Origin of the sequence: Salifodinibacter halophilus (assembly GCA_012999515.1) — a bacterium.
Taxonomy (GTDB): Bacteria; Pseudomonadota; Gammaproteobacteria; order Nevskiales; family Salinisphaeraceae; genus Salifodinibacter; species Salifodinibacter halophilus.
In genome coordinates, this window is sequence record JABEEB010000137.1 from 1 (window position 1) to 297 (window position 297).

Here is a 297-nt window from a genome sequence, read left to right on the forward strand (position 1 = left end):
CGAGCACCAGGAAAAGAACGCAGCGGCCAAGCCGCAGCCGGCGCGGGCGGTGGCGCGGTGAACCGCGCGCTGGGCTGGCTGCCGCCGATCTGGCGCGAAGCGGTCGAGGAACTGTGGCGGCGCCGGTTGCGCACGCTGCTGACCTTGCTCGGCCTGATCTTCGGTGTCGGCGCGATCGTGGCGATGCAGGCGGTGGGCGAGGGCAGCCGGCGCGAGGCGCTGCGCCTGGTCGAAAGCCTGGGCCTGAACAACCTCATCGCCGAAGCCAAACTGCAGCAGGACGAGAACAGCCTGCGC

Annotated in this window: 1 protein-coding gene; it reads left to right on the forward strand. The window is 71.0% G+C overall.

What is annotated here, in order from left to right; translation table 11 throughout:
- Positions 1-78 precede the first annotated feature (78 nt).
- On the forward strand, positions 79-297 hold a 219-nt coding region (locus HKX41_11035), incomplete at its 3' end, for an ABC transporter permease (protein ID NNC24665.1).